The 20,335-nt window shown below is 30.0% G+C and carries 20 protein-coding genes and 1 tRNA gene; 10 read left to right on the forward strand and 11 right to left on the reverse strand.

The annotated features are described in order from the left end of the window. Nucleotides 1-248 precede the first annotated feature (248 nt). The 6 genes from AEBR_RS00795 to AEBR_RS00820 all read left to right on the forward strand — a co-directional run bounded on the left by AEBR_RS00795 (nucleotide 249) and on the right by AEBR_RS00820 (nucleotide 6,264). Entirely contained in the window at nucleotides 249-1,832 is a 1,584-nt protein-coding gene (locus AEBR_RS00795; RefSeq protein WP_129086039.1) for an inorganic phosphate transporter, read from the forward strand. 64 nt (nucleotides 1,833-1,896) lie between these two features. Continuing rightward, entirely contained in the window at nucleotides 1,897-2,802 is a 906-nt protein-coding gene (locus AEBR_RS00800; RefSeq protein WP_228720444.1) for an AEC family transporter, read from the forward strand. Between the two features lies 1 nt (nucleotide 2,803). After that, nucleotides 2,804-4,582, forward strand: a complete 1,779-nt coding sequence (gene asnB / locus AEBR_RS00805; protein ID WP_129086041.1) for an asparagine synthase (glutamine-hydrolyzing) — start codon at nucleotides 2,804-2,806, stop codon at nucleotides 4,580-4,582. A gap of 122 nt (nucleotides 4,583-4,704) precedes the next feature. Further along, a complete protein-coding gene (locus tag AEBR_RS00810; protein WP_128980595.1) occupies nucleotides 4,705-5,007 on the forward strand; it encodes a hypothetical protein in 303 nt (100 codons plus the stop codon). 2 nt (nucleotides 5,008-5,009) lie between these two features. After that, a tRNA-Val gene (locus tag AEBR_RS00815) sits at nucleotides 5,010-5,084 on the forward strand. Between the two features lie 127 nt (nucleotides 5,085-5,211). After that, a complete protein-coding gene (locus AEBR_RS00820) occupies nucleotides 5,212-6,264 on the forward strand; it encodes a TRAP transporter substrate-binding protein (protein ID WP_129086042.1) in 1,053 nt (350 codons plus the stop codon). Between the two features lie 18 nt (nucleotides 6,265-6,282). On the opposite strand, the gene AEBR_RS00825 is transcribed toward AEBR_RS00820, so the two are convergent. From AEBR_RS00825 to rsmA, 11 genes are all read right to left on the reverse strand, one after another. Next, a complete protein-coding gene (locus AEBR_RS00825; protein ID WP_129086043.1) occupies nucleotides 6,283-7,023 on the reverse strand; it encodes a succinate dehydrogenase/fumarate reductase iron-sulfur subunit in 741 nt (246 codons plus the stop codon). Then, the gene (locus AEBR_RS00830) at nucleotides 7,020-8,624 is read right to left on the reverse strand and encodes an FAD-binding protein (protein ID WP_129086044.1); all 1,605 of its coding nucleotides are present in this window, start codon (nucleotides 8,622-8,624) and stop codon (nucleotides 7,020-7,022) included. The genes AEBR_RS00825 and AEBR_RS00830 overlap by 4 nt, the downstream gene beginning before the upstream one ends. Continuing rightward, the gene (locus AEBR_RS00835; protein WP_129086045.1) at nucleotides 8,625-9,044 is read right to left on the reverse strand and encodes a hypothetical protein; all 420 of its coding nucleotides are present in this window, start codon (nucleotides 9,042-9,044) and stop codon (nucleotides 8,625-8,627) included. It lies immediately after the preceding gene. A 29-nt stretch (nucleotides 9,045-9,073) separates the two neighbouring features. After that, nucleotides 9,074-10,003, reverse strand: a complete 930-nt coding sequence (locus AEBR_RS00840) for a D-2-hydroxyacid dehydrogenase (RefSeq protein WP_129086046.1) — start codon at nucleotides 10,001-10,003, stop codon at nucleotides 9,074-9,076. A 62-nt stretch (nucleotides 10,004-10,065) separates the two neighbouring features. Further along, nucleotides 10,066-11,484 carry a PhoH family protein gene (locus AEBR_RS00845; RefSeq protein WP_129086047.1) on the reverse strand — a complete coding sequence of 473 codons (1,419 nt, stop codon included), beginning with the start codon at nucleotides 11,482-11,484 and terminating at the stop codon, nucleotides 10,066-10,068. A gap of 1 nt (nucleotide 11,485) precedes the next feature. Beyond that, nucleotides 11,486-12,001 (reverse strand): protoporphyrinogen oxidase HemJ, encoded by a 516-nt coding sequence (hemJ, locus tag AEBR_RS00850; protein ID WP_129086048.1) that lies wholly within the window; start codon nucleotides 11,999-12,001, stop codon nucleotides 11,486-11,488. Beyond that, the gene (locus AEBR_RS00855; RefSeq protein ID WP_129086049.1) at nucleotides 12,002-13,183 is read right to left on the reverse strand and encodes a replication-associated recombination protein A; all 1,182 of its coding nucleotides are present in this window, start codon (nucleotides 13,181-13,183) and stop codon (nucleotides 12,002-12,004) included. Beyond that, nucleotides 13,176-13,973, reverse strand: coding sequence for a pseudouridine synthase (locus tag AEBR_RS00860; protein WP_129086050.1), 798 nt, complete (start codon nucleotides 13,971-13,973; stop codon nucleotides 13,176-13,178). Before AEBR_RS00860 ends, AEBR_RS00855 begins: the two co-directional genes overlap by 8 nt. Next, complete coding sequence (locus tag AEBR_RS00865) at nucleotides 13,970-14,935, reverse strand: KpsF/GutQ family sugar-phosphate isomerase (protein ID WP_172658829.1); 966 nt, start codon at nucleotides 14,933-14,935, stop codon at nucleotides 13,970-13,972. The genes AEBR_RS00860 and AEBR_RS00865 overlap by 4 nt, the downstream gene beginning before the upstream one ends. An 8-nt stretch (nucleotides 14,936-14,943) precedes the next feature. After that, complete coding sequence (locus tag AEBR_RS00870) at nucleotides 14,944-16,917, reverse strand: ribonuclease J (protein WP_129086052.1); 1,974 nt, start codon at nucleotides 16,915-16,917, stop codon at nucleotides 14,944-14,946. After that, nucleotides 16,895-17,701 (reverse strand): 16S rRNA (adenine(1518)-N(6)/adenine(1519)-N(6))-dimethyltransferase RsmA, encoded by an 807-nt coding sequence (rsmA, locus tag AEBR_RS00875; protein WP_128980619.1) that lies wholly within the window; start codon nucleotides 17,699-17,701, stop codon nucleotides 16,895-16,897. Before rsmA ends, AEBR_RS00870 begins: the two co-directional genes overlap by 23 nt. A gap of 74 nt (nucleotides 17,702-17,775) precedes the next feature. On the opposite strand from rsmA, the gene hisF reads away from it, so the two are divergent. From hisF to AEBR_RS00895, 4 genes are all read left to right on the forward strand, one after another. Next, nucleotides 17,776-18,537: an imidazole glycerol phosphate synthase subunit HisF gene (gene hisF, locus AEBR_RS00880; protein WP_129086053.1), complete on the forward strand. Its 762-nt coding sequence runs from the start codon at nucleotides 17,776-17,778 to the stop codon at nucleotides 18,535-18,537. Nucleotide 18,538: 1 nt separating this feature from the next. Further along, complete coding sequence (locus AEBR_RS00885) at nucleotides 18,539-19,210, forward strand: hypothetical protein (protein ID WP_129086054.1); 672 nt, start codon at nucleotides 18,539-18,541, stop codon at nucleotides 19,208-19,210. Beyond that, on the forward strand, nucleotides 19,207-19,743 hold the full coding sequence (locus tag AEBR_RS00890; RefSeq protein ID WP_129086055.1) for a phosphorylase family protein: 537 nt from the start codon (nucleotides 19,207-19,209) through the stop codon (nucleotides 19,741-19,743). The genes AEBR_RS00885 and AEBR_RS00890 overlap by 4 nt, the downstream gene beginning before the upstream one ends. A gap of 83 nt (nucleotides 19,744-19,826) precedes the next feature. Further along, the gene (locus AEBR_RS00895; protein WP_172658830.1) at nucleotides 19,827-20,270 is read left to right on the forward strand and encodes a hypothetical protein; all 444 of its coding nucleotides are present in this window, start codon (nucleotides 19,827-19,829) and stop codon (nucleotides 20,268-20,270) included. Nucleotides 20,271-20,335 lie beyond the last annotated feature (65 nt).

The following is a 20,335-nucleotide window of genomic DNA, read 5'->3' on the forward strand; positions in this document are numbered from 1 at the left end:
TTAAATCTCCTTATTTTATTTATAAACTCTATATTTTATTACTATTCTAATGAAAAAAAATCTTTTTGTCAAGTATTTTAGAAAATTCTAGCATATTTTTTGATTTTTTTATATATATTTTATAGAGAAAACTTATATATTAACTATTTTAGTAATATATTTTTTAAGCTTTTTTAAAGAGTAAGTAAATAAAAATCCAATATAATCATAAAAAATTATAGTTACAAACTAGTTACAAAAGGCTAAACTTGGATATTAAAACATTAGATAAGATAGATAAGGCTGCTGAAAAAACACTTCCATCCTTTGCAAAGTTCTCTCTAGCACTTCTTTTTGTGGTTATTGTATTTCTTTGGAGTTATGCATCTCACGGGGATATGCACAATAATACATTTTTGATTATTGGTGCAGTATTTGGTGCATATATGGCAATGAATATAGGTGCAAATGATGTTGCAAACAATGTGGGTCCTGCAGTTGGTTCAAAAGCAATGACTCTAATGTGGGCAATAATTATCGCTGCTGTTTTTGAAGCAGCAGGTGCATTTATTGCAGGTGGTGATGTTGTTAAGACAATAAAAAAAGGGATTATTGATCCAGCACTTATCACAAGTCCAGAGATTTTTATATGGGCAATGACAGCAGCACTATTATCTGCTGCTCTATGGCTTAATTTTGCTACATCTGTTGGGGCACCTGTTTCAACAACTCACTCAATAGTTGGTGGAGTAATGGGAGCAGGAATTGCAGCAGCTGGATTTTCTATTGTATCTTGGGGAACAATGGGAAAAATTGCAGTATCTTGGGTTATTTCACCAATTATGGGTGGAATAATTGCCGCGGCATTTCTTTTCTTTATAAAGAAAAAAATCATGTATAAAGATGATTTAAAAACCTCTGCTAAGAAATTTGTTCCTATTTTAATTGCAATTATGACATGGGCTTTTTCTACATATATTATTCTAAAAGGTCTTGCACATCTTATAAAACTTGATTTTTTTGCAGCTTCAATAATTGGATTAATCATTGCAATAGTAGTTTATGTTTCAGTAAAACCAATAATTGCTAAAGCTTCTGAAAATATCAATAACAACAGAGAAGGTGTAAATAAACTATTTACAATTCCTTTAGTTTTTTCAGCTGCACTGCTCTCTTTTGCCCATGGTGCAAACGATGTTGCTAATGCAATTGGTCCACTTGCGGCTATAAATGATGCAGTAATGAGTCATGAAATTTCATCAAAAGTTGGAATTCCATTTTGGGTTATGGCTGTTGGAGCTATTGGTATCTCTGTGGGATTGGCTCTTTATGGACCAAGACTTATAAAAACAGTTGGTTCGGAAATTACTGAGTTAGACCAAGTTAGAGCTTTTTCTATAGCTATGGCAGCATCTATTACTGTTATTCTTGCAAGTCAATTAGGGCTTCCTGTATCTTCAACTCACATTGCAGTTGGTGGAGTATTTGGAGTAGGGTTTTTAAGGGAGTGGCTTGATTCTACTGAAGCAAAATTTATTAGTGATACAAGAGCAAAATTTAAAAAAGATAAAAAAGTTTTAGATACCTATGAAGAGGAGCTTAAAAGGCTAGAGAAACTAGAGAAAAAAAGTAAATCAGATTATGTAAGAATTGCTGAACTATATAAAGCAATTGATGAAAAGATTGAAGAGGTAAGACAAGATAAAAGAGAGTTTAAAAGCGCCAAAAGAGTTAAATATGTTAAAAGAGATGCAATTAAAAAAATTATTGCTGCTTGGGTTATAACTGTTCCTGCAGCAGCTTTTTTATCTGCATGTATTTTCTTTATGATAAAAGGTTTTATGATCTCTTAAAAGCTAAACAAAACAACAATATGATAAAATTCCTTTTTTTAAAGGAATTATTATCGAAGCATTAATCTCCGTAGCAACCATATATCTTTTTATAATTGTTGGATTTATTTACAAGAAAGTATTTAAAGATGAAGTAAAAGAGAGAAGTTTTGTTTTATTAAATCTATATTTTTTACAACCTATTTTGATATTCTGGGGACTTACAAGGGTTAATATTAATAAAGAACTTTTTATCTCCCCTCTAATCTATTTTTGTGCAATTTTTTTAGTTCTATTTTTGGCATTACTTTATTCTAAAACTATATTTAAAAGTGATAAACAAGATAAATCAATTTTTTTAGCTTCTTCATTAGTTGGAAATACTGGTAATTTAGGAATACCTCTTGGAATAGCACTTTTTGGAGAAGCTAGTGTTCCTTATACTTCTATTTTAAATATTGCTAATGTATTTTTTATCTATATTTTCTCTGTTTATTTTTTTGCGGGAGACAAATTTAATTTTAAACACTCTTTAAAAGAGATTATTAGAATCCCTGCAATTCATTCAGCTTTTTTAGCTTTGGCATATAATTATTTGGGATTTAAGTTAGATGCAGATTTTGAAAAACTATTTACAATGGGAGCTTATGCTGCAATAGTTATGCAACTTGTACTTTTTGGAATGTTTATCTCTCAAGTTAAAATAAAAGCTGCAAATTGGAAACTTTCTTTAAATATTGTTTTTTTTAAACATATAATATTACCTTTTATAGGGATTTTTGTAATCTTTTTATTTGATATTGATCCTTTTGTTGGGGTTATTATATTTTTAGAACTATCAGTTCCTTTGGCAGTTAATAATGTAAATTTTGCATCTTTATATAATTGTAAACCAATAGATACAACATTTTCTATTTTAGTTAGTACCTTTGCTTTTGTATTTTTTATCTATTTTTATATTCAAATTGTAAATAAGTTTTTTGGATTGTAAAATGTGCGGAATATTAGGTACAAATTTTCATACTAATAGTTTTAAAGAGGCCTTGGAAAACTTAAACAATAGAGGTCCAGATTTTTCAAAATCAGTTGAAATTGATGGTAATCTTTTTGGTCATACAAGATTATCAATTATTGATTTGGATGATGAAGCTAATCAACCAATGATTTTTGATGATATTTTAATTGTTTTTAATGGAGAAATCTATAACTATAAAGAGTTAATAAAAAGTGAGCAATTAATTTGTAATACCTCTTCTGATACAGAAGTTTTAATTAGACTTTATCAAAAATATGGGGTTGATTTTTTAAATAAACTAAATGGAATGTTTGCTTTTTGTATCTATGATATCAAAAAAAAATCTTTTTTTTGTGCTAGGGATAGATATGGTAAAAAACCTTTTTTTTACTATTTTAAGGATAACAAATTTATTTTTTCTAGTTCAATAAACTCAATTATAAAAATTTTAGGAAAAACTCCAAATATAAATAAAGTTGCACTTTCACAATACATGCAATATTTTGTTCCATTAAACGAAAATAGTTTCTATAAAGATATTTTCTCTTTAGAGTCTTCAAGTTATATGCTTTTAAATGCAAAAGAATTGACTATAAAGCGATTTTATAAGATAAATACATATAAAGCTATAAAAAATGAAGAAGAGGCTTTAAAGGGCATTGAAAAGCTTTTAATAAAGAGTGTTGAATCAAGATTGGTTTCTGATGTTGAGGTTGGAACTTTACTTAGTGGTGGAATTGATAGTTCATTAATCTCCTCTTTATACTCAAAACTCTCATCAAAAAAAATAAATACCTTTAGTATAGGATATGATGAATATAAAAACTATTGTGAGCTGGATTTTGCACAAATTACAGCAACTCATATAAACTCAAATCATACAGCAGTAACAATTGGGAAAAAAGATTTTATAGAGTATTTTGAAGATACTTTAGAGGCTCTTGAGCAGCCCCATGGGGATAGTGCAGCAATTCCACTTAATATTTTAACTAGAAAAATTCATAATATGGGGATAAAAACTGTTTTAAGCGGAGAGGGCAGTGATGAACTCTTTTTGGGTTATGACAATTATGCAAAGTTTTTAAAATATTATGAGTTTGAAAAGAGTTTAAATCTTGAACAAAATAGTTTTTTAGATTCCATTATAGGTGCTTTGCAAAATAATACCAAAGAGAGTGAATATCTAAGAAGAATAATCAAAAAAGAGAATCTATATAACTCTTTTGGGGAGATTTTTACAGATATCCAAAAAAAGAGATTATTTAAAAAAGTACCAACTTTTAAAAATCCTACTCCAAAAAGTGACCCCGTTGATTGGATGAGTTATACAGACCTTAAAGTTTGGCTGGGAGAATCCCTTTTGAGTAAAGTTGATAGAATCTCAATGAGAAACTCTTTGGAAGTTAGAACACCATTTTTAGATTATAGACTTGTGGATTATGTATTTTCAATTGATTCAAAGATAAAAGTAGGGGATACAAATAAGTATTTACTAAAAAAGATAGCTTCAAAATATATACCTCAAATTATAATAAATAGAACAAAAAAAGGTTTTAATTCCCCTTTTAATGAGTGGATTCATGAAGAGTATAAAGATGATATTTTAAAGACTATTTTAGAGGTTAATAGCCAAACAGAGTTTTTTAATGTTGAGTATTTAAAACAGATATATGAGCTTTCAAAATCTAGAAAATTCAAACAACACTTATGGTCACTTTTTATTTTTTCTAAATGGTATAAAAAGGTTTATATGTAAAAAGAAGTAATTCTTGTCACATATAATATTTTAATAAGTTCTAAAAATATATAATAATATATCTTTTTAATGATAATCAATGTTTATATTGATATTTTTAATAGAGTCTAATAAGGAAAAAAATGAATTTACTTATACCTGTTGATTGTAATAAAAGACATGAAGCACTTTTAACTACTCTTGATGCTGCAAAATATTGGGCATTTATTGAACTTGATGAAGGGCAAATAATAAATTGCAAATTTTATGCAGATAGATCTGCAATTGAAGCTTGGGTAGAAACAGTTGTTGTAATCAATGAACAAGAGTATGTATGGCAATTTATTGAAGAGAATATCGCTGTTTTGGTTGCTCCTAAACAAAGAAGCATTGATGAAATAGTTGAGGCATTTCTTTTTAAAGAACTGCATGATTTAAATATATAAATGGTCGTATAACTCAGTGGTAGAGTGACACCTTGACATGGTGTTGGTCGCTGGTTCAAGTCCAGTTACGGCCACCATTTTATCTATTCCCCTATTTTCTCCTACTTTTTGGTAAAAAAATTAAAATCATTTATGATAAAATTTGCACTTTGTTAAATTGTAACTTATGTTGCATTTTTAATAATTATATTTAAAAGGAATAATATGAAACTATTTTTTAAATTAACATTCATTATAACACTATTGTGTAGTTTCACTTATGCACAAAAAGTTTATAAATTGACGATGGCTACCACGTGGACATCAACACAACATCCGCTTATTGATACAGCAGAACATATGGCAAAACTTGCTGAAGAGTTATCTAATGGTCAAATTAAGATTAGAATTGATGCTTCAAATAAACATAAGTCACCTTTTGGTGTTTTGGATATGGTAAAGGGTGGTCAATATGATATTGCACATACAGCATCATATTATTGGAAAGGTAAAGATATTGCAGTTCTTCCTTTCTCTTCAATGCCTTTTGGTATGACAGCTCAAGAACTATATGCTTGGTTTTATAATGACGGAGGTATGGAGCTAGCGCAAAAAGTGTTTGAAAAACATGGTGTGTACTCTTTCCCTGGTGGAAACACTGGTGTTCAAATGGGTGGATGGTTTAGAAAAGAGATTAATACTCTTGATGATTTAAAAGGTCTTAAGATGAGAATCCCTGGGTTTGCTGGTGAAGTTATGGCAAAACTTGGAGTTCAAGCTGTTACAATCAATCCTGGAGAGTTATATACCTCTTTAGAGAGAAATACTATTGATGCTCTTGAGTGGGTTAGCCCATCTATGGACTTTGTTATGGGATTTCATAAAGTTGCACCTTATTACTACACAGGATGGCATGAACCAGGAACTGAAATGCAATTTGTAATCAACAGAAAAGTTTTCGATAAACTTCCTGTGCATCTTCAGAATGTACTTAAAGCTGCAATGAAAATTGCTGCATATGATATGTACATTAATAATTATGATTTAAATGCACTTGCATGGGAAAGAATGAAAAAAGAGTATCCTGATATCAAAGTTAGAACTTTTCCAAAACCTATAATGGATGCACTAAAAAAAGCAAATGCAGAATTAAGAGAAGAGATGAAAGCTAGTTCTCCTGAAATGAAAGAGGTTTTAGATTCTCAAGAGGCTTATCAAAAAAAACTTAGACCTTGGTCTGAAATGTCAGATTATTTTTATCTAAAAGATAATATTTAAGAAGCTCTTAGGAGCTTCTTAGAAGCCATTTGGATTGAATCCAAAATCATTATTAAAACCTAAATCAAAACTACTATTAAAAGCACTTAAAGATTTATCTTCAAAGCCATTTTGTACTGATTTCATTCTTAAACTCATAATATCGCTTTTGGGGTCAATAAACTGAGGACAGGCTATAGTACAATATCCACATAAAGTACAATCCCATATACCATTAGTTTGAATATTTTTTAATATTTCAAGGGGTGCTGACTCTTTTTTATCATTCACATATCTTAGAGCTCTAGTCAAGGTATAAGGGCCTAAAAACTCTTTATTTACTTCATAAACAGGGCAAGAGCTATAACAGCTTTGACATAAGATGCAGTTACTTTGTCTATCAATCTTTTTTTCATCTTCTTTAGTAATAGTTTCTAAACTATTACTATTTAAAAATGTGTGACCTATTTTGAGTAAGCTCTCTTCATGATGTAGTGAAACAATCAAATCTTTTAAAACTTCTGTGTTTTTTATTGGTTCAATTAAATCTTCATCTTCCAAGTGAGTTTTACAAGCTAATTTCTCTACCCCATTAACTCTTATGGCACAACTTCCACAAACTCCACTTTTACAGCCACATCTAAAACCTAAACTATTGTCATATTTAGTTTTTACTTCTATTAAAGAGTTTAGTATTGTCTCATTGTGATTTACAGAATACTCTTCAATTGTTGTTTGTTCATTTTTTTCTTTATTGTATCTTTTGATTTTAATTTTCATACAATCTCCTCAAAAAGGATCTCTATATTCTCTTCTTTTTTTATAGATATGGAGATTTTATCAAATGCCTCTTTTTCATTTTCAAAGTCAACTCTATAGTGTGCGCCTCGGCTCTCTTCTCTTTTTAGAGCAGATTTTACTATCAGTTGAGCTATAAGATAGATATTTTTAAATTCTAATAATTCAATTAGGTTTTTATTATGTATTTTACTTTTATCAGCTACACCAAGATTTTCAATTTCTTCTTTTTTATTTTCAAGATAATCTAGAGCCTTTTGCATTTTCTTTTTTTCTCTAAATAATCCTACATTGTTAAAAAATAGTTTCCCAAGCTCATTTTTTGTACTATAAAATGAGGTTTTACACTCTTTTTTTAATATCTCTTCAATCTCTTTTTTTATCTCTTGAACTCTTATTTTTTCAACTTCAACTGTCTCTTTATTTTTTGAGTTCTTTGCTGCATTTTCTCCAGCAATTTTACCAAAAGTGACTATTTCCAATAAAGAGTTTCCTCCTAATCTATTTGCTCCATGAATACCACTTTGTGCACACTCTCCACAAGCATAAAGATTTTCTAGTGTAGTTTTTGCATCTATTGTTGTTAGTATTCCACCCATTGTATAGTGTGCTGAAGGGCTTACAGGAATCAAATCTTTTTCCATTTTTAGTTTCATAAAATCATAAACAAGTTTTCTCTCTTGTGGCATTACAGCTTCAATTTTTTCTAAACCTAAATGTCTTAGGTCTAAGTATATTTTATCTCCTTGATGCTGCTTTTTATAGATTGCCCTTGCAACTTCATCCCTTGGTCTTAATTCATCAATAAATCTTTGCTCTTTTGAGTCAACTAAATAACCCCCTTCTCCTCTGGCACTTTCGCTTATTAGTATGTTTTTCCCTTCAAGTGAAGTAGGGTGAAATTGGATAAATTCCATATTTGAAAGTTTTGCTCCAGCTCTATAAGCAGCTGCAATACCATCTCCTGTAGAAGAGTAAGAGTTTGTTGTATATTGATGGTAAACTCCAGAATAACCACCTGTTGCAAGAATTATGCTTTTTGCCTCTATTTGAATTATTTTAGAGTTCTCTATATTTAGAAATATTGCTCCATTTACTTTTGAATCTTTTACAAGAAGTTCTAAAAGTATATGTTCATTTAAAAAATCTATGCTGTTTTTAATAGATTGATCATATAGGGTATGAAGGATTTTAAGTCCTGTATAATCTGAGCTATAGCAGGTTCTTTTGGCTTTTGTCCCACCAAATTTTCTTTGTGCAATATTTGCATTTTCATCTCTACTAAAAGGAACACCAATACTATCAAGCCAAGTTATAGTCTCTTTTGATTTTTCACAAAAGAATTTAATATTTTCAATTTTCCCTAGTTTGTGACTAGCTTTATAGGTATCGTTAATATAGTTTTCTACACTATCTTGTTGATCCTCTTTGAGTACTGCATTAATTCCACCTTGAGCTTGGCAAGTTTGAGAATGAGTAGGGTAGGTCTTTGAGACAACTAGTACTTTACTTCCTAACTCTTTTGCTTTTAGTGCAGCAGTAAGCCCAGCTCCGCCTGAACCTATTACTAATACATCAATCATCTATTCCCAAAACTCCTTTAGTGGTTCTTTTTCATCTTTTGTAGTTTTTTCAATTTTTTCGTCCATATAATCTAAATCTAAATTCTCAATCTCTTCAAGAGCATTTGCAAGCTCCTCTTCACCTATCTCTTTTTCGATTACTTTCTCTTCAATTTTAATCTCTTCATTATATTTTGTAACTTTCTTTTCTAAACTAATTTTTTCTTCTTTGTTTTTGCCATTGGCTTTTAAACTCAGATACTCATTCATAAGTTTTTCGTATTCATCGAATGCCAACAACATAAAACTTGGTTTCCCATCCCTAAGGATTACGGCTTTATCTATCTCTTTTTTTGATAACTTATCAAATATCATTTTGTTTTTTCTTATTAGTTCTGTAGAAGAAAACATCTCTCTTGATGTGTAGTGAAGTGGTTCCATACTAACTCCTATATGTATTGTAATACAAATTATACTACGAACTTTTGTATATTGTCAAGTACATAATTAATCAACTTTTTTCTTGATTCAACTGATCCCCAACCAATATGTGGTGTAATTATAAGTTGCTCTTTATCTCTTACTCTATTTAGCGGATTATTCTCTTCTATTGGTTCTTTTTCTAAAACATCAAGCCCACAAAACAGCTTTTTATCACTATTAAGTATATTCGCAAGATCATATTCATTTATTATTCCACCACGACCAACATTAACTAAAATGGCATTATCTTTTAACAAATTTAGATTTGATTTATTTAACAAATTATATGTCGCATCAGTCAAAGGTGAATGTATAGTAATAATATCAGAACTTTTTAATAATTCTTCCAAACTCATTTGTTTGTATTGCGAATTATTATTCTTTCCTGAAGTAGAATAATAATTCACATTACATTCAAAATTTTCAGCGATCTTTGCAACTTTTTTTCCAATTTCTCCTAAACCAATTATTCCCCAATTTTTGTCTTTTAATTCATAAAATGGTACATCAATATGTGTGAATAGATTTGATTTTTCCCATTGTTTTGTTTCCACATATTTTCTGTAGTAGTCAAGTTTTTCTGCAAATGTTAATACTAAAGTTATTGTAAGTTGTGTAACGCTATTTGTAGAGTATCCTGCAACATTTTTAACTTCTATTCCGTTCTCTCTTGCGTATTCAAGGTCAATATTATTTGTTCCTGTAGCCGTTACACATATTAATTTTATATTTGAATTTTTCATAATTTCACTATCTATAACAACTTTATTTGTTATTACAATATCAGCATCTTGTACTCTAGTTAGTGTTTGATTATGAGTTGTAGTTTCATAGATAATTACTTCACCAAAATTTTTAAATTCATCTAAAGATATATCTTTACCTAAGGTCTTTGTGTCTAAAAATACGATTTTCATTTTGTATACCCTTACATATTAGAATATGTAAAGGTAACAAAATTATAATAAATTGAAGATTATTATTTTCGTTTAGTTGAAAATATCTTTTCTGCCCACTCAGTAATTGGACCTCTTAATACTTTTTGAAGTTTGATGGCAAATATTTTAACAAGTTCACTCTCATTTTTTGTAGATTTTAAAAGAGTAGTTAATGAGTTTGTATATTTGTTTACATAAAAGTTGTCAATTTGTTTGTTACTTCCTAAAACTACAACTTTACATGTACTATCTATTCTTGATAAAACCATTTGCATAGTTTTATTAGACATATTTTGTGCCTCATCAATAATAACAAAGGCATTAGAAAGAGTTCTTCCTCTCATCTCCCCAACCCACATTGTTTCAATACCATAGTTTTCAATTAGTTGTTCAACCCTTTGGTTAACCTCTTTATCATCTAACTCTGGCATAAACTCAGTATTTTTTTTATTATTTCTTTTCTTTTTATATTCGCTTCTGATTATATAGTCTAAACTATCCATTAATGGGTGATTATAGATTCTAAATTTCTCTTCTAATCCTGGAAGATAACCCACATCTTCACCTTTATCTAAAGACTCAATAGAGTTTCTTATATAGATAATTTTTTGAAAATGTTTTTGTCTTACAAGTTTCAATGCTCCACTAAGAGCTAAAAGAGTTTTTCCTGAACCAGCTTTTGCTTCAACAATTAATACATTATAAAAGTGAGAAAGTATTGCATTAGAGAAAAATAGTTGCTCTTTATTAAGTGGAGTTATTACTTGGTTTCTAATTTCACCTTCATCTAAAAGTGAAACTCTTTTATTTTGAATAGAAGTTAGTATAACTTGATCCGAACTTTTTACTTTAAAGCAGTAACTAAAATTGTGTGGTTGATAATCCTCATCAAAATCTGTAATAAGTCTATTCTCCAGATTTTCAGTCTCTTCAAAAGGTATTTCAACTGTTTTTATAAACTCATAATTAAACTCTTCTTTATATGAACCATTTAATGAATCGGTCTTTATATCGAGGCTTACTGCTCTTGTTCTTGCCATTATATCAAGAGATAAAAAAGTTGTTTCACTATTCTTATAGTACTCCTTTGCAAATGATGCAATCTCTAATATTTTTCTATCATTTATGATATTTAGAGCTACATTTTTTGAATTTAGAGAGTACTCTTCTTTTGAGATTACATCAATAATAGCATTCTTGTTTCCAAATATTTCAAGTCTAATGATTTTATAAGAACCAACTTTTTTTGATTCTACAATTTTAGAATTTTCTAAAATTCTTGCAAACTCTCTAGCTTGAAAATTTATCTCATCAAAACCACTCTTTTTTGTATCTATTTCATCTAAGACTGTTTCAGGAAGAACTATAAGATTTTTGTTATCATCACTTATTTTAAAAATATTACCTGAATCTTCAAGTAATATATTTGTATCTAATACATATACTTTTTCAAAATTCATGCTACTCCTCTTTAGGTTTTTGTTTATATACTTTGTAGATTACAAATGCTCCAAAAGCAATAGTAATTAGTGTAAAGGCAATAGAGAATGTTTTTGTAATAACATAACCTACAATTAGAATTGAAAGGAAAGTTGGTACCTCATTATATGCTCTAAAAAAGTTTCCATTTTTAGGAAATTTACCTTTTTCTAATCTTTTTCTATAATACTCCATAGAGAAAGAGTAGGCTGTTAAGAGAATAACAAAAAGAATTTTTGCATGCATCCATCCATCGCCACTTAATAGGTCAGGTCTTAAATAAATCATTAATATTCCACTTAATATGCTTGCCCACATTGCAGGTAAACCTATATATTTGTACATTTTGTACTCTTGTATTTTTACTACCTCTACAAAATCTTTTTTATTTTTGTGTTCAGTATGATATACATATAGCCTTGGCTGGTAAAAAAGCATTGCCATCCATGACATTACCGCCATAATATGGAAAACTAATATCCAAAGATAATATTCCATTTATTCTCCTTTTATCCTTTTAATCCAATCATTTAGAGTCTTTTCATATCCAATATCTTTTGACTCATAAAATCTTAGATTTTCTTTTAGATACTCTTGTTTAACCCATCCTCCATAATCATGTGGATATTTATATCCAATGTGCCTATCCCTTAAATGTTTTGGTATCTCTAGAATTTTACCATTTTCTACTTCATTAAGGGCTTTAGCAATTCCCATATAAGAAGAGTTTGATTTTGGACATGAAGTTAGGTATATAATGCATTGTGCTAAAATTATTCTACTTTCAGGATATCCAATCTTTGAAGTTGCAATCATAGTATTTACTGCCATATTTAACGCATTTGGATTAGCATTGCCAATATCTTCACTTGCATGTATTACTAATCTTCTTGTAATAAATTCAACACTCTCTCCTCCATCAATTAGCCTTGCCATATAATACAAAGCAGCATCAACATCAGAGCCTCTAATTGATTTAATCATAGCACTAGCTAAATCATAATGACTATCTTTTGAACTTACACCATCTCCAATTGGATTACTTCTTAACTCTTTTAATATCTCTATTGTTATTTTAGAATCAATTTTAACAGCGAAATTAAGCAGATTTAACATTGCCCTTGCATCACCACTACTTGAGAGAATTAGGTACTCTCTTGCCTCTGTATCTATCTCAAAATTGATATAATTCTCTGCTTTTTTTAAAACAATCTCTAATTCATCTTTTGTAAAAGCTCTGAACTCATAAAGAAATGATCTAGATCTAATTGCACTTGTAAGGGTAAAAAAAGGATTTTCTGTACTTGCACCAATAATTATGGCTTCATAATTTTCCATAATTGGAAGAAGAACCTCTTGTTGGTTCTTTGATAATCTATGAACTTCATCAATAAAAACAATGGGTTTTATTAAAGAGTTTGTATATTTAGAAAAGACTTTTCTTAAGTCTTCCACTTTAATTGTAGTTGCATTAAAATAGAAGTAGTCGCTATTTATCTCTTTTGCTATGATTTTTGCAAGACTTGTTTTTCCAGTCCCTGGTTTGCCATAGAAAAAGAGATGAGGTATCTCTTTTTTCTTAATTAATTTATATAAAGAGCTATTTTGTCCTACAATATGTTTCTGTCCAATAAACTCTTCTAAGTTCTTTGGTCTTAAGATATTTGATAAATCATTCATCGCTATTTAAAAACAACCTTAAGTCTTTGTATTCATCTTTAGTAAGGTATCTTGATTTTCCAGTTGGTAAATTATTTAGAGAAATTCCACCAAATTCAAATCTTTTTAAATCTAAAATATCTAATCCAAAGTGTCCAAAAAATCTTCTAAGTTCTCTATTTTTACCTTCAGATAGTCCAACTTTGATTTTTGAATATTTTCTATCATTACTAATAATCTGATATGCAATAAAAGGTTCAAAGGTCATTGATGTTATTTTTGATTTTTCATGTCCTCCAGCTCTTGCATCTTCTAAAGTTAATCCGTGTAACATTGCCTCTTCAACATTTGGAGTTATAAAACCATTTACTTTTAGTTTATAGATTCTCTCTAAGTTTGAGTGCATTAGTTTGTTTGCAACATCAACTGAATCAGTAAGTAAAACTAAACCTTCACTTGCGTAATCAAGTCTTCCAACGGGAATAAAATGTTTAAACTTTTTATCTAAAGAATCAAAGATCACTCTTCTTCCTTCAGGATCTTTTTTTGTAACTAATTCACCTTTTGGTTTATTGTAGATAATAACTGTATACATCTTGTTTTTATCTTCTTTAATTAGTTTTTTGCCAATTCTTACAGTATCTTTTTCAGAGACTTTTATTGACATATCAGTTACAGGTTTATTGTTTATAGTTACTCTTCCATCTTCAATAAGTTTATCAGCTTCTCTTCTTGAATAGTTGCTATTGTGTGAAATAAACTTATTTAGCCTTGTTAGGTTGTCACTCTCTTCAGTTATGATTTTTTTCATTTTATTCCTGCTTCAATTAAATCATGTATATGTAGAACACCTACAACTCTGTTTTCAGAATCTGTTACTATTAAAAGCTGTATTTTATACTCTTCAATTATAGTAATAGCATCACTTGCTAACATCTCTTTCTCCTTTATTGTTTTAGGATTTTTTGTTGCAATTGAAAGGGCACTATTCTCAATAGAGAAGTTTTCTTGCATTAGAGCCCGTCTTAAATCTCCATCACTTAGTATAGCAATTAATTTGTTATTTTCATCTGTTATAAGGACATTACCTAATCGTCCTTCACTCATCGCAACAATTGCATCTTTTATTTTTGTTTCACGTGAAACAATTGGAAGATTATCTTTTCTTAATAGGTCATCTATTTTCAAGAAAAGTCTTTTCCCAAGGCTTCCTCCTGGATGGAAAGAGGCAAAATCTTCTTTTTTGAAATCACGTTTTTTCATTAAACAAACAGCCAACACATCTCCCATTGCAAGAGTTAGTGTTGTTGATGAAGTTGGTGCAGCATCCAAAGGACATGCCTCTTTTGTTACACTAATATTAATAAATATATCAGAGTATTTTGCAAGGGTAGATTTGCTATCTTTTGCCATTGCAATAAGAGGTATATCAAATCTTTTAATATGTGGTAGCAGTTGAATTAATTCACCACTTTCACCGCTATATGAGATTGCCAATACTAAATCTCCTTTAGCAATCATTCCCAAATCTCCATGCATTGCTTCAGTAGGATGCAAGAAAAATGCCGATGTACCTGTACTTGCAAATGTAGCAGCAATTTTAGCTCCAATAAGTCCAGATTTTCCTACTCCTGTAACAACTACTTTTCCTTTACAGTTATAGATTAAATCTACGGCTTTTTCTAAATCAAAAGTAGAAATATTATTTGCAGCAAGCATCAACTCTGCTGCTTCAATCTCAAGTACCTCTTTTGCAATCTCATTAAAATTCATCATATGCCTTATTGAACAAATATAGTAGGGACAATCATTGGATATTTTTTGTATTTTCTAATACAATGTTTTCTAACTACTTTTCTTGTCTCTTCTTCAAAGATTTTTGTATTATGGAAAATTCCATCTTTTGCATTTTTTAGGAATGTAACCAACAGATCTTCAATCTCTTTTGAGAAATATTTATCTTGTTTATCTGGAACTAAACCAAAAGAGGTAACCCTTGGTCTATCTGCAAGTGTTCTGTCATTTGCATTTATTTGTGCAACAATGATAACTACACCTTCATTTGCCATAGTCTGTCTATCTAAAACAATATCATCAGAGATTTTATGATTAAGTTGGTTATCAATGTAAACTTTTCCACTTTTTACAGTTTTTACTTTTTTAAGATATTTTGGAGTAACTTCAATTTGTTCCCCATCACTCATTATATAAACATTTCTCTCTAGTACACCACAATCTATACCTGTTTTTGCATGTTTAATTGCGTGGTTATATTCACCATGAATAGGCATAAAGAATTTTGGTTTTACAAGTCTAATCATAAGTTTTTGTTCTTCTTGAGCAGCGTGTCCAGAAACGTGAATTTCACTAAAATCTTGGTATGCAACTTCTGCGCCAGCTTTTAGCAGATGGTTTATAATTGATGAAACACTTGCTTCATTTCCAGGGATAGCTTTTGCTGATAATATTATTTGATCTCCTGGCTTAATTTTGATATGTCTGTGCTCGTGAATTGACATTCTATATAAAGCACTCATTGACTCACCTTGGCTTCCTGTTGTAACAATTAATATCTCATTATCATTATATTTATTTACTTCATGAGCTTCAATAAATTGATCTCTTGGAAATTTAATATAACCTAAACTCATTGCAATCTCTAAGTTTTTCTCCATAGATCTTCCAATAACACAGATTTTTCTTCCATATTTAAGCCCATACTCAATTGCTTGTGCAACTCTATGGATATTTGAAGAGAATGTAGACATAATAACTCTGCCTTTTGCACTAGAGAATATTCTTTCAAAAGTAGGCCCAACTGTTTTCTCTGTTTTTGTAAATCCAGGAGAGTGAGAGTTTGTAGAGTCTGACATAAGAAGTAAAACACCTTCTTCTCCATAATGCGCCAATCTATGTAAATCTGTAGGGAATCCATCAATAGGTGTGTGATCAATTTTGAAGTCACCTGTATGGATAATTGTCCCTGCTTCAGTTTTAATAGCTAAAGAAGATGAATCAATAATAGAGTGAGTAATATGAATCCACTCAATATCAAAATCACCAATTTTTATAGGAATTCTTTTCTCTATTGGTCTAAAGAATTTTCTATGCTCTTTAATTTTGTGCTCATCAAATTTTGAGCCAATCATCTCTAAAGGAAGTGGAGTTCCATAAATAGGGAATTGCATCTCCTTAAATAAATATGGCATTGCACCAATGTGATCTTCATGTCCATGGGTAATAATTACAGCTACAATCTTGTCTTTAATCTGTCTTATATATGTAAAATCTGGAATTAAGATATCCACTCCATGCATATCTTCATCTGGGAAACTCATCCCAACATCTACAATAATTGCTGATTTTTCAGTCTCAACAACCATCATGTTTCCACCAATTTCTCCTAATCCACCTAAAGGAGTAATTCTAACTTTTGCATTTGTAGATAGATTAAGTTTATTGTGTGGATTTAATCTATCTTTATGAGATTTCTCATTAATACTATGTGCTTTTTTTAAATCATTAATCCAAGAAGATGTTGTTTTATTTGTTTGCGTTTTAGCTCTTGGATTAGTTCCATTATTAGTAGGTTTTCTTCTTTTTTGTTGAGGAGCTTTTTTCTCTTCACCTTCAGAAGGAGTACTATTTTCAGTCTCTTTTTTCTTTGGATGCCTTCTTTGAGGTCTATGTTGCTTATTCTCTTTAGTTGAGTTATTAGCTACTTCGTTTTCGTTATTCTCTTTGTTGTTTTCCATTCTTTACCTTTGTATACAATTGGCTATACAAAGATACATCAACTTCATGAGGTCGTAAAGTCTCTTCTATATTAAGTTCACTGTAGATATTAGATAAAAACTCTTTTTTATATATTGCTGTTAAATTTTTAAAAAGTTTTTTTCTTGGTTGTGAAAAAGATACTTTCAAAAATTTTAAAAAATCTTTATCTAATGTCACATTATCTTTTTTTGATATAAAAAGTACAGATGAGGTAACTTTTGGAGGTGGATCAAAAGATTCAGGAGGTACATCAATAAGTATCCTTGCCTCTTTTGAAACAATTTGAGTAATAATTGAAAGTGAAGAGTACTCTTTATCATTTACTTGAGCAGTAAATTTTTGTGCTACTTCCCTTTGAATCATTACAATAATATTCTCACAATTGCTATCTTCAAATGCTCTTAATATAATATTTGTTGCAATATAGTAAGGCAAATTTGCAATTAGATCATAACTCTCTTCATGCAAACTTCCCTTCTCATCCCAAGCTTTTAAAACATCAGTGTGGATCAGTTCAAAACGCTTATTTTCAATCTCTATTGCAAATTTAGACTTTAATACACCAATTAAATCAGTGTCGACTTCATATGCTGTCGTATCTTTGTATTTGACTAATTTCTCTGTCAAATCACCTAAGCCAGGCCCAATTTCAACAATATGATTATTATTGTTGGGCATCGATTGGATGATCTTTGATAATACGGTGCTGTCTTTTAGGAAATTTTGTCCAAATTTCTTTTTTGCTATTACTCTTGTTTCCATTAGGATGTAGAGTATATCTGCTTTTAACTTACAATTAGATAAGATTTCTCACTATTAAACTTAAGGAATAGATTTTGAGTTATTTTGCAAAGAGAATAATTCCTTGTCTTGATGTAAAAGATGGAAGAGTTGTTAAGGGAGTTAACTTTGTTGGACTCCGAGATGCAGGCGATCCAGTTGAGGTTGCAAAGAGATATAACAACGAAGGTGCCGACGAGATCACTTTTTTAGATATTACAGCAAGTCACGAGAATAGGGATACAATAGTTGATATAGTAAGAGATGTAGCAAAAGAGGTTTTTATTCCCCTAACTGTTGGTGGAGGAATTAGAAAACTTGAAGATATATACAAACTTCTAAATGTAGGATGTGATAAAGTCTCTGTAAACTCTTCAGCAGTTGTTAATCCTAGTTTTATTGACGAAGGTGCCAAAAGATTTGGTAGTCAGTGCATTGTTGTGGCAATTGATGTAAAAAAAGTTGCAGACGGTTCTTACCATGTTTTTGTAAAAGGTGGAAGAGAAGATACAGGTCTTGATGCTTTAAAATGGGCAAAAGAGGTTTATGATAGAGGAGCTGGAGAGATTCTTCTTACTTCTATGGATACTGATGGTGCCAAAAATGGTTTTGAACTAAATATTACGCAGAAGATTTCATCTTTAGTTGATATCCCTGTAATTGCAAGTGGAGGAGCTGGAACAATGGAGCATATGAAAGAGGCATTTGAGCATGGTGCAAGTGCAGCATTAGCAGCTTCTATTTTTCACTTTAAAGAGATTGATATTATGGAATTAAAACACTACCTAAGGGAAAATAACATACCTGTAAGGATATAAAATGAAACTTTTAAAATTACTATTTATACCCGCATTTGTTTTTGGCTTTGATATAGAGTTCTCAAAAAAATTTCATCACATACTTCCAGAAGATACACTAAGTGCAAATTTGATTATTACAATTGAAGATGAAACAGAGAGTGAAATCAATAGTAGATTTAAAGTTTTTGATAAAAAGATAAAAACATTTAAAGAGATAGAAAAGGAGTATGAAAGTTTTAATATAAAGCCTAAATATAGACATCTTAATACTACTCCTAAAGCTATTGGATATATTGGAGAGCTAAAGTATAAACTAAATTCAGATAAAGCAATTTATATGGATGATTTTATTACTGCATTAACAGATTTAAAAAGATTTCGAGATACACAAATATCTGTAAATAATCTTTTTTGGACAGTAAGAGAAGAGACCTTTAATGTTACTTTAGATCTATTAAGACTTGAAGCAATAAATTGGGGGAAAACATATAGCAAGAATCTTTCAAATGATTTAAAAGAGAGTTGTCAAATCAAATCAATTAAAATTGATAAAAAAGAGAACTTTAATGATGAACAGACACCTGTAAAATATGAGAGACTTTTAAACAGTACAAAAGTTGCTCCTATTCCAGAAATGGAAGAAGAGAGAAATTTATCAATTACTGCAAATTATATTTTGGAGTGTAGATGATAGTTTGTGCAGGAAGAAATGAGACTTTTAATTTTGCACAACCAATAGGTGTTGGGCTGATTGAGTCAGCAATAAATTTAACAAGAGTTTGTTTATTTGACAAACCAGATTTTTTACTTTTTATTGGCAGTGCAGGAAGTTATGGAAGATTTAATATTTTTGATATTGTTGAATCAAAAAGAGCTTCAAATTTAGAGTTGTCTTTTTTAAGAGAAGACTCATATACACCTTTAGAAAATGTACTTGAATCTGAAAATAAATTTGCAAGAAATGATACCATAGTAAATAGCTCAAACTATATTAGTACAAATTTTGAACTAACAAAAGAGTACAACAACTATGGAATAGGAATAGAAAATATGGAGTTCTATTCTGTTGTCCAAGTTGCAAAAGAGTTTGAAATTCCTGTAGCAGGAATTTTTATAGTAACAAACTATACCAATGAAGATGCACATGAAGACTTTTTAGGTAATCACAAAGAGGCTATGAGAAGATTAACAAACTATTTAATTGAGAGAAAAATCATAAAATAGTTTCACGTGAAACATCGTTAAAAAAATGTGAACTGCTTCACATTTTTAGATGTTGAAAGCGAAATGGATATGCGAAAGCATCCATGAAGCTCGAGAAACATCGTAAAGTTTTTATGAAGCGAAATGGATATGCGAAAGCATCCATGAAGCTCGAGAAACATCGTAAAGTTTTTATGAAGCGAAATGGATATGCGAAAGCATCCATGAAGCTCGAGAAACATCGTAAAGTTTTTATGAAGCGAAATGGATATGCGAAAGCATCCATGAAGCTCGAGAAACATCGTAAAGTTTTTATGAAGCGAAATGGATATGCGAAAGCATCCATGAAGCTCGAGAAACATCGTAAAGTTTTTATGAAGCGAAATGGATATGCGAAAGCATCCATGAAGCTCGAGAAACATCGTAAAGTTTTTATGAAGCGAAATGGATATGCGAAAGCATCCATGAAGCTCGAGAAACATCGTAAAGTTTTTATGAAGCGAAATGGATATGCGAAAGCATCCATAAAGCTTGAGAAAGATTGTTAAAACTTTGGCAAATAAAATGTAGTAAGTTTAAAAAACGAATCTAAATAGAGAGTATCAAGAGTAAA

This window comes from Halarcobacter ebronensis (assembly GCF_013201825.1).
Classification (GTDB): domain Bacteria; phylum Campylobacterota; class Campylobacteria; order Campylobacterales; family Arcobacteraceae; genus Halarcobacter; species Halarcobacter ebronensis.

Excerpts from the sequence above, each read along its gene's own strand:
- asnB (WP_129086041.1), top strand. The coding sequence starts at position 2,804 with ATGTGCGGAATATTAGGTACAAATTTTCATACTAATAGTTTTAAAGAG.
- AEBR_RS00810 (WP_128980595.1), top strand. The coding sequence starts at position 4,705 with ATGAATTTACTTATACCTGTTGATTGTAATAAAAGACATGAAGCACTT.
- AEBR_RS00820 (WP_129086042.1), top strand. The coding sequence starts at position 5,212 with ATGAAACTATTTTTTAAATTAACATTCATTATAACACTATTGTGTAGT.
- AEBR_RS00825 (WP_129086043.1), bottom strand. The coding sequence starts at position 7,023 with ATGAAAATTAAAATCAAAAGATACAATAAAGAAAAAAATGAACAAACA.
- AEBR_RS00830 (WP_129086044.1), bottom strand. The coding sequence starts at position 8,624 with ATGATTGATGTATTAGTAATAGGTTCAGGCGGAGCTGGGCTTACTGCT.
- AEBR_RS00835 (WP_129086045.1), bottom strand. The coding sequence starts at position 9,044 with ATGGAACCACTTCACTACACATCAAGAGAGATGTTTTCTTCTACAGAA.
- AEBR_RS00840 (WP_129086046.1), bottom strand. The coding sequence starts at position 10,003 with ATGAAAATCGTATTTTTAGACACAAAGACCTTAGGTAAAGATATATCT.
- AEBR_RS00845 (WP_129086047.1), bottom strand. The coding sequence starts at position 11,484 with ATGAATTTTGAAAAAGTATATGTATTAGATACAAATATATTACTTGAA.
- hemJ (WP_129086048.1), bottom strand. The coding sequence starts at position 12,001 with ATGGAATATTATCTTTGGATATTAGTTTTCCATATTATGGCGGTAATG.
- AEBR_RS00855 (WP_129086049.1), bottom strand. The coding sequence starts at position 13,183 with ATGAATGATTTATCAAATATCTTAAGACCAAAGAACTTAGAAGAGTTT.
- AEBR_RS00860 (WP_129086050.1), bottom strand. The coding sequence starts at position 13,973 with ATGAAAAAAATCATAACTGAAGAGAGTGACAACCTAACAAGGCTAAAT.
- AEBR_RS00865 (WP_172658829.1), bottom strand. The coding sequence starts at position 14,935 with ATGAATTTTAATGAGATTGCAAAAGAGGTACTTGAGATTGAAGCAGCA.
- AEBR_RS00870 (WP_129086052.1), bottom strand. The coding sequence starts at position 16,917 with ATGGAAAACAACAAAGAGAATAACGAAAACGAAGTAGCTAATAACTCA.
- rsmA (WP_128980619.1), bottom strand. The coding sequence starts at position 17,701 with ATGGAAACAAGAGTAATAGCAAAAAAGAAATTTGGACAAAATTTCCTA.
- AEBR_RS00885 (WP_129086054.1), top strand. The coding sequence starts at position 18,539 with ATGAAACTTTTAAAATTACTATTTATACCCGCATTTGTTTTTGGCTTT.
- AEBR_RS00890 (WP_129086055.1), top strand. The coding sequence starts at position 19,207 with ATGATAGTTTGTGCAGGAAGAAATGAGACTTTTAATTTTGCACAACCA.
- AEBR_RS00895 (WP_172658830.1), top strand. The coding sequence starts at position 19,827 with ATGAAGCTCGAGAAACATCGTAAAGTTTTTATGAAGCGAAATGGATAT.